This is a genomic window from Streptomyces sp. GESEQ-4 (genome assembly GCF_017948455.1).
In the GTDB taxonomy this organism is placed as follows: Bacteria; Actinomycetota; Actinomycetes; order Streptomycetales; family Streptomycetaceae; genus Streptomyces.
On sequence record NZ_JAFFSU010000034.1, the window covers coordinates 70,593 to 77,934 of the forward strand.

7 protein-coding genes are annotated in these 7,342 nt (G+C 68.5%); 4 read left to right on the forward strand and 3 right to left on the reverse strand.

Annotated elements, in window-relative coordinates; all coding sequences use genetic code 11:
- The first annotated feature begins 292 nt into the window (after window positions 1-292).
- Window positions 293-751: a recombinase family protein gene (locus KCH48_RS43305; protein WP_210582004.1), complete on the forward strand. Its 459-nt coding sequence runs from the start codon at window positions 293-295 to the stop codon at window positions 749-751.
- Window positions 752-759: 8 nt separating this feature from the next.
- Here KCH48_RS43305 and KCH48_RS38115 read toward each other — a convergent pair whose 3' ends face one another.
- Window positions 760-1,215 (reverse strand): hypothetical protein, encoded by a 456-nt coding sequence (locus KCH48_RS38115; RefSeq protein ID WP_210582007.1) that lies wholly within the window; start codon window positions 1,213-1,215, stop codon window positions 760-762.
- Window positions 1,216-1,916: 701 nt separating this feature from the next.
- Between KCH48_RS38115 and KCH48_RS38120 the strand changes: the two genes are divergently transcribed.
- Window positions 1,917-2,471, forward strand: coding sequence for a hypothetical protein (locus tag KCH48_RS38120; RefSeq protein ID WP_210582009.1), 555 nt, complete (start codon window positions 1,917-1,919; stop codon window positions 2,469-2,471).
- A gap of 111 nt (window positions 2,472-2,582) precedes the next feature.
- Window positions 2,583-2,810, forward strand: coding sequence for a hypothetical protein (locus KCH48_RS38125; protein WP_210582011.1), 228 nt, complete (start codon window positions 2,583-2,585; stop codon window positions 2,808-2,810).
- 70 nt (window positions 2,811-2,880) lie between these two features.
- On the opposite strand, the gene KCH48_RS38130 is transcribed toward KCH48_RS38125, so the two are convergent.
- A complete protein-coding gene (locus KCH48_RS38130; protein WP_210582012.1) occupies window positions 2,881-3,453 on the reverse strand; it encodes a hypothetical protein in 573 nt (190 codons plus the stop codon).
- Window positions 3,453-5,978, reverse strand: coding sequence for a DnaB-like helicase C-terminal domain-containing protein (locus KCH48_RS38135; RefSeq protein WP_307841063.1), 2,526 nt, complete (start codon window positions 5,976-5,978; stop codon window positions 3,453-3,455). The genes KCH48_RS38130 and KCH48_RS38135 overlap by 1 nt, the downstream gene beginning before the upstream one ends.
- 587 nt (window positions 5,979-6,565) lie before the next feature.
- Here KCH48_RS38135 and KCH48_RS38140 point away from each other — a divergent pair.
- Complete coding sequence (locus tag KCH48_RS38140; RefSeq protein ID WP_246886511.1) at window positions 6,566-7,225, forward strand: PASTA domain-containing protein; 660 nt, start codon at window positions 6,566-6,568, stop codon at window positions 7,223-7,225.
- Window positions 7,226-7,342 lie beyond the last annotated feature (117 nt).

The window sequence follows — 7,342 nt, forward strand, 5'->3', positions numbered from 1 at the left end:
CGCACAGGTCGGAGGCCTACGTCCGGCCACGTGCTCAAGCGTTGTAGCCCTGCTGCCTCACGCCCGGCCCTCACTTCGCCGCGGCCTCCACGAAGCACGGCCGGCATAGCGGATTGGCGCCGATCTTCCCGCCGGGCCCTCCGGCGGCCCCAGCACACTCCCCAGCCGAATTCGCGGTGAACCGTCGGCGCCAGGGAAGTCGTCGAGTCCGCGCCAGTCCGCACTGACGCGCTCTCAGAGCAGCCCGCCGAGGGGCCGATAGGCTCTCGGTGTCACAGTTATGCCCATAACTGTGACAGCCGCGCTCGCCCAGACCTGGAAGCACGGCGGCCGTGCGTTCATGGCCGACCAGGGCGAGATCCTGCCCGACGACCCCGAGGACCCGATGCGCACCGCCATGCGCCAGATGATGGGCGTCTTCGCGCAGTTGGACCGCGGCATGACCGTGGCCAAGCTCCGCCGAGGCCGCCGCATCAAGGGCGAGAAGGGCGAGTACGCGTACGGCGCCCCGCCGTACGGCTGGCAGGCCCACAAGAAGGACTTGACCCCGGAGGAGATGGAGCAGGCCGGCCGGACCCGGGCCCGCCAGCTCCGGGACGAGGACGAGTTGTCCTACCGGGACATCGCCGTGGTGCTGGACGCCGAGGGCATCCGACCCAAGCGCGGCGAACGCTGGCACCCGGAGACCGTCCGCCGGATGCTCGCCAACGCCACCGAACGGCCGCCAACCTTGCGGAAGCGCACCGCATAGTCGCGACCTCACCGGTGGCGCATCCGATACGCCCTCTGTCGGCAGGCGTTGGAGCAGTATCGACGAGGGCGCCCGCCGCGTGCCCCCAGCTTCAACCCTTCCGGGGTGTACCGGCGCCCGCACTGGCTGCACACCGGGGCGAACTCCTCCAGACGCCACTTACGTATCAGCGCACGCAGGCCATCGTCGATCAGCAGCGCTTGAGAGTCGACGTCGAAGTACTCCTGCCAGGCTTGGGCCCACATCGGATGGCGCAGCCGCGAGATGCCTTTGCTGATCAGTGAACGCGCCCGTATCGGCGTAACGCCGAGTCGTTTTCCGATCTCTTCCTCAGATGCCCCATACAGCACCTGGGCTAGTACGGCGATGGCGGACTCCTTTGGCATGGACGACAGCACCTGGTCCAGCCCGACCACCCGTTCAACCCGGAGGCGGGGTTCGGCACCCCTCCAGTAGCCGCTCACACGTCCCCCCTCTGCGGCAGAGAGGAGCTGGCCGTCTCCTCCCGGACCAAGACCACGGTCGGCGCTGCCGCCTCAGGGTCTGACCCACGTTGCTGCGGGAGCGCCGGCGGCGGCGAAGGTTTGCCCCACGGCAGGAACCCGCACAGCGCTGAGACCACGTGGGCCAGCCCCAACAGGGCAACCGGCACATCAGCCCGATTGACCCGACGCAGGACGACCCAGGAAACGACCGCGACCAGCAGCAGCATGGCTACAAGTACGACAGCAGCACAAACGGCCAGCGAAACCGGCACGCCGAATGCGGCACCGGGAGTCAGAGCGGACAGCAAGGTGGGAGCCTCCGAGAACGAAAAAGGCCCCCGGGGCGTGGCTCCGGGGGCCTGAGTCAGGAACGAGAAAAGGCCCCCGCTTCTCAACTGAGAAGGAGAGCCTCAAACGCGAACGGGACACACGAGTGGTGTCCCGAGAGGAGGATGCCACAGTCCGTGAGGACCCGTCAAACTCCGCGTTTTCCGAGGCCAATGACGTTGTCCAGTCCTTGGACCAGGGGCGCAGGGTTTCGTAACGGTCCGAGCCTTAGCCTCGCCCTCCTCATAGCGGACACCCTTGTTGGGCACCATCTTCGGACCGGCGCGGCGAGGTCGAGGGCCCGGCAACCTGACTGGCTTGGTGGATCCGCGGCATGCGGGAGCATGTGGCCCATGCCCGGCACTCTGTGGACCATCCTGGTGGCCGCCGTCACCGCCGTCGTGACCGCCATCGCGACCGGTCTGTTCGTCACCCCGCGGCTGGACGCCCGCAAGAAGCGGATCGAGGAGGCCCACGCCGCCCGGGACACCTTCAACACCCACCTGCAGGCGGTCCTTTCGGCGTGTACGCGCCTGCAGTTGCTTCCGCCGGACGATCCGGCCTGGACGCCCGTCCTGCGGGAACGGCTGACGGGCGAGCGGGAGCGATGGCTGCAGCAGCTCGACGACGCCACCCGGTGGATGGTCGACCACGTCGAGACGTACGCGGGCAGCTGGGTCATGCGCCAGCACATCGACTTCGCCGTCGGCTACGCCAGCAACGCCCGGATGCTGATGCTGTCCGAGCGGGAGGAGTCCACCAAGTTGGAGCTGCTGGCCGCGCTGACCCTGCCGGTCCAGCGCCAGTTCTTCGGCTTCTGGTGGTCTCGCGTGCGGCACTACGTGGACGACCATCGGACGTTCGCCGAGACCCTCGCCCACCTCGCCAGTGAGCCCACCGCGGCGTAAGTCGATTGCCGCACCCTCGGGAGTACCGGGCCCCGTATGGGCCGCTCTGCAGCGGTCCCTCCCCCAGCGCGGCGCAGGAAAGGGGCAGTAGCAGTGATCGAGGAGCAGCCCATGGAGACGATCAAGCACCTCGCTCGGCTGCAGTTCGAGGAGAACGGCCCGGCCGTCGAGGGCGAGTGGGCCGCCCCGGGCACCGCCCAGGACCGGTACACGGAGTGGGTCGGGCTCTACGGCACCGACCCGGGCGTGGTGATCCGGCTCATCGAAGAGACCGACGGCCCCCAGCGCGTGCGCAAGACCTGGACAGTCCAGGGCAAGGTCGAGGGGCAGGCCGTCTGACCTGCCAGGGCAGGCTCAGACTCGAACGAGGTGAGGCCCTGGGCCACCGAGCGCTCAGCGAGCGGCGGTGTCACCTGAGTTCGACGGAGTACGAGCCTCCGGGGAACGCCCATCCGTCGGTGCCTTCGCCGATGTCCGCCACAATGACGTCGTCGACGAAGTGGTCCTCGAACTCGTCGTCGGTGAGCTCGCCAGCAGCCCAGAGTTCCTCGATCTCGTCCCAGTCGCCCCTGCTCGCGTCGATACGCAGGGGTGCGGCCCGTCGTGTGCCGCGCTCGCGTTCGTCGTCGCCCGTCTTGACGACGCCGCTGATCTCGAACTGCCCCCTCCTGACGTGGTCGGGGATCGGGTCCGCGGGGACGACGGCGGCCTTCTCGTACGCGGTGTGGATGATGTCGATGTAGCTGCGGCGGATGTTGTACTCGGGATCGGACAGCCAGTTGAGCAGGGTCTTTACGGTCACGTCGAGGCCGGCCTCTTCCAGGGCCTGGTATCCGCGGTGGGTTGCGGTGAGCTGGCTGAGCTGGGCGTGCCAGTGCTTGGCGGTGTACGACGACAGCCGGTGGCGGGGGGTGACTTGGGAGCGCAGGAGGTCGTTGAGGGCGGCGCCCAGGGAGTCTCCGCGGCCGGTGGGTCCGGCCATCAGTCGTCACCTTCGGGGATGATCTCGCCGCGCTGAATGTATTTGGCCTTCACTTCGCCGAAGCCGGTCCCGATCCGGTACGTGGCGGGCGGCGTGCCGTCAGGCGTCCAGAAGACGGCCGCGTCGACGTTGCGCAGGGCGATGAGCGTGTGCCCGTCCTGGACGGCCCGGAAAGCTACCGCCCAGTGACGCACGGACGCCTCGGCGACCATGCTCATGCGCCAGTCGGGCCGCCAGAACGGGGAGCGTTGTTCCTCGCGCTTGGGCCACAGCAGCCGCAGGGCGATGGACAGCCGGGTCTTGTACGCCTTGTAGGGGTCACCGCCGACCTGGACGAGTTCGGTCCGTGCCTTGCGGGTGGCCTCGTAGAAGGGCTTGAAGAGGGACTCGTTGACCTTCCCGGTCCAGGAGTCGTGGATGGTCGGCGCGGCGTCGAGGTGGCCGTCGCGGACGAGTTTCTCGAGTTGCTTGATGTGGGGGGCGGTGACCCACACGCGGCCCTGTTCGTCGGGCCGCTCGATGATCCGGCCCAGGGGGTGCGGCATGTCGGTGCGGGTCCACTGCGGGATGTCGATGAGGTAGATGCCGGCCTGGGTCTTGTCGAACGCTTTGAGGGCGCCGGTGTGCAGGAGCTTGTTCGGGGCGAGGGGGACGGCCGAACAGGCGGACGGGTAGCTGCCGTTGCGGTCGATCAGGCACATCACGCCGTCGCCGAAGGAGTCGGGCACGTCGAGTTTGTCCCGCCGGACGCGCTTCCCGTTTTCCCTGGTGTGGGCGACGCGCGCGCTGGTGACGTCGGGGTGGACCCAGCGGGGCTCGCCGTCCATGTCCTCGCTGATCAGTGGCCATGGACCGTTGTCCCGCTCCTCAAGGCGGATGACTTTGATCGGGTGCATCTTCGAGCGGTCTACCGCGTCCTTGAGGATCCTGAGGGCGGGGAAGACCGCGTCCTCGGGCTCGTCTTCCTCGTCCCCCGGTGCCAGGCCGTCTTCGTCGCCTTCCTCGGTGTCTTCTACGTCGGCGTCGTCCGGGACGTGCCCGGTGCTCGCGCCGGACTGGGCAGCGGCAGCGGCGGGCTGTTCGGCGGTGGCGTATGCGCGCAGCGCGGCGGCGAGGCGGCGTCCCTCGGCGGTGTCCGGCAGGTGCAGCGGCGCCGCAGTCACCTGGGCCAGGGACGGCCCGAGTTCCGCACGGGCTTCCTGGTCACCATCGGTCAGTGCGGTGCGCAGCGCGGCCAGCACATGCGTGACGGAGGCCGGCAGCCCCTGCTGGGCACCGGACGTGTAGGGAAGCGCCGCCTCGGCCAACTCCTGCTCCGCCGCACTGCCCAGGCTTGGCGCAGGGCCTTCGCCGCCCGTACCGCCGGCGGGGGCGATGCCGGCGTCGAGGAAGCGGGCGTGCAGCAGGTCGGGCTGCAGGTACGCCGAGCCGATCGTGCCGAAGTCGCGTTCCGCGACCGTCACCTGGACTGTGGAGGGGTCCTCGGCCGGCGCGAGTGTCACCAGGATGTCGGCGTCCAGCAGGCTCAGGAGCGTGGGATCGTCGCTGTCCACAATGGCGAGCACGGGGACGTGCAGGGAGCGCGCGAGGCCGGCCAGGATCTGGGAGGCGTCAGGAAGGCGGTTCCCGGACAGCGGCAGGCGGGCGTTGTGGGCGGCCTGGAACCGGTCCACGACCACGAGTGCCAGATCCTCGACGTGCGGGGCGGTCTCCGCGATGGCCTCAGCGGTCAGGTCGCTGCCGTCGTCGATCAGCAGCACGGAGGCCTTCTGGCGGAGCTGCTGGGCAACCTGCTGCTCGTGCTCGGTGAGGTGCCCCTGCTTCAGGCGCGGGTAGTCGCCGCCGGTCTCCGCGGCGAGGACCCGGCGGAAGATGTCGGCCCGGTTCGGACCCGACGCCGCGTACAGGACCTTGCGGTGGTCGACCAGCGCGGTCTGGCGTGCGGCAGCCAGCCCCAGCAGGCTTCCGCCCACGTTCGGGGCGGCCGCGACGAGCATCAGCCGGCCCGGCTGCAGACCGCCCGTCGCGGCGTCCAGCCCGGGCAGCCCGAACGTGGGGCCGCCCGGGCTGGAGGTGAGTACGGAGCCGATGGCGTCGCCGAGCGTGGCGAGCCTGCGGGGCGTCCTGTCGCGGTCCGGGTTGCCTTGGCTGTTCACCGCACCTCCTGCGGGCGCCGCGCCGGTGTGCGCGGCCGTGTCGGACGAGAGGACACCTGAGGCGGTGTCGACGGGGAGCAGTATCGCGACCGGCGTGGTGTTCCGCCGGAGCACCTGCGGCTGCCCCTGAGCCGCCCGCGTGATGAGGTCCCCGAAGTCCTTCTGCGCCGCGCTCAACACGTGGGACGGGAATGCCTCGGACTTCCGGGCCGCCGGAAGCCGGTCCAACGGCGCGAGCAGAGCGCGGTCCTGCCGTTTATGGATCAGCGTCGTGACCCCGTGTTCCTCGGCCCGCTTGACCAGGGCGTAGAGATCCTTACGGGCCTCGGTCGCGTTCATCGCGTTCTCGGCCTGCGGCGCCCGACTCACGCACCCTCCCAATACTCAACTCCCCATCATCATAACCAGAATCCACTCATCTTGATCAGCTAAGCCACAATGTCCTCTGGGTAACTAACTCATTTACGAAGCTCTTTGATGTGAGTTGAAGTCGGCCGTGGCAATGCTGATCGACAACCTGACGCGGCCCGGCAAGCAGTGACCAGACGCCGGAGTCGATGAGGAAGGGAACTGCCCGCCACCCCCGGCGCGCCCTCCTCCCCGGAGATACCCCAGGGGGCGCGGCGAGATTACCGAAGCCGAAGCATGGTTCCGCCGAGCGACAGAGAGCGGCGGCCTCGACGCAGCCACCAGCTACGGCGACCTGCTGCGCGAGCGCGGCTACTCCGACGCCGCCGAGACCTGGCTCCGGAAGGCCGACCATACGCGCTGGCGAAGCATGACGGCACGATTCACTTCCGGCCCAGCCGCCTCACCGCCAACCCGACCGCTCACTAACTTGGAACACCGAGCTAAGGTGAAAATGAACCATTTACACAGAAGCGACACATACGTCTCACGAGTCCCACAGATCACGCATGCTGGCCCCTCGCCAACGCACGACCCTTGGGGGGATCATGCACACCCGCCTACGCACCACAATCGCCGCAACCTGCCTCGCCGCACTGGCCAGCCTCACCGCCTGCGGCGGCAACGGCACCACCACGGACAGCCCTCCCGCCGACAAGCCTGCGGCCCCCCAGCAAAGCACCCCCACCGACAAGCCCACGGCTACGCGGGACACCCCGACCAGTGCCGAGACCGCCTCCCTGCTGGACATGATCGGTAAGGGGTTGCAGTTCGCACAGGACCAGGCACAAACAGCAGGCTTCTACAACCTGACCTCGCACGATGCCCTCGGCCGCGGCCGCATGCAGTTCGACGACCGCAACTGGAAGGTCTGCTTCCAGACCCCGAAGAGTGGCGAGCACCCCACCAATACCAAGGTCGACTTCGCCACCGTCAAACTCGAAGAGACCTGCCCCGCCACAGACCAGGGCACCAAGACCGAGGCCCCCGGACCGACGATGCCTGACTTCAAGGGCAAGTCCGTCAAGGTCGCCCGTGAGGCACTTGACCCCAGCACCAGCATCACCGTCAACGACGCCTCCGGCCAGGACCGCGTCATCGTCATCGAATCCAACTGGAAGGTCTGCTCCCAGGCCCCCTCCCCCGCCACCAAGCTCGAAGGCCAGCCGGTGACACTCAACGCAGTGAAGTTCGAAGAGTCCTGCTGATGCTCCACCCACTAACAGGCCCGGCCACTGCGTCTGCAGCCAGGACCCACGTGTGCCCTACGAGTCCATTGCAGCAGCTAACCCGCAGGTCAGACCCAACCCACCGCATCCCCTGCG

Coding starts and splice junctions, on each gene's coding strand:
- KCH48_RS38120 (WP_210582009.1), top strand. CDS start 1,917: ATGCCCGGCACTCTGTGGACCATCCTGGTGGCCGCCGTCACCGCCGTC.
- KCH48_RS38125 (WP_210582011.1), top strand. CDS start 2,583: ATGGAGACGATCAAGCACCTCGCTCGGCTGCAGTTCGAGGAGAACGGC.
- KCH48_RS38130 (WP_210582012.1), bottom strand. CDS start 3,453: ATGGCCGGACCCACCGGCCGCGGAGACTCCCTGGGCGCCGCCCTCAAC.
- KCH48_RS38140 (WP_246886511.1), top strand. CDS start 6,566: ATGCACACCCGCCTACGCACCACAATCGCCGCAACCTGCCTCGCCGCA.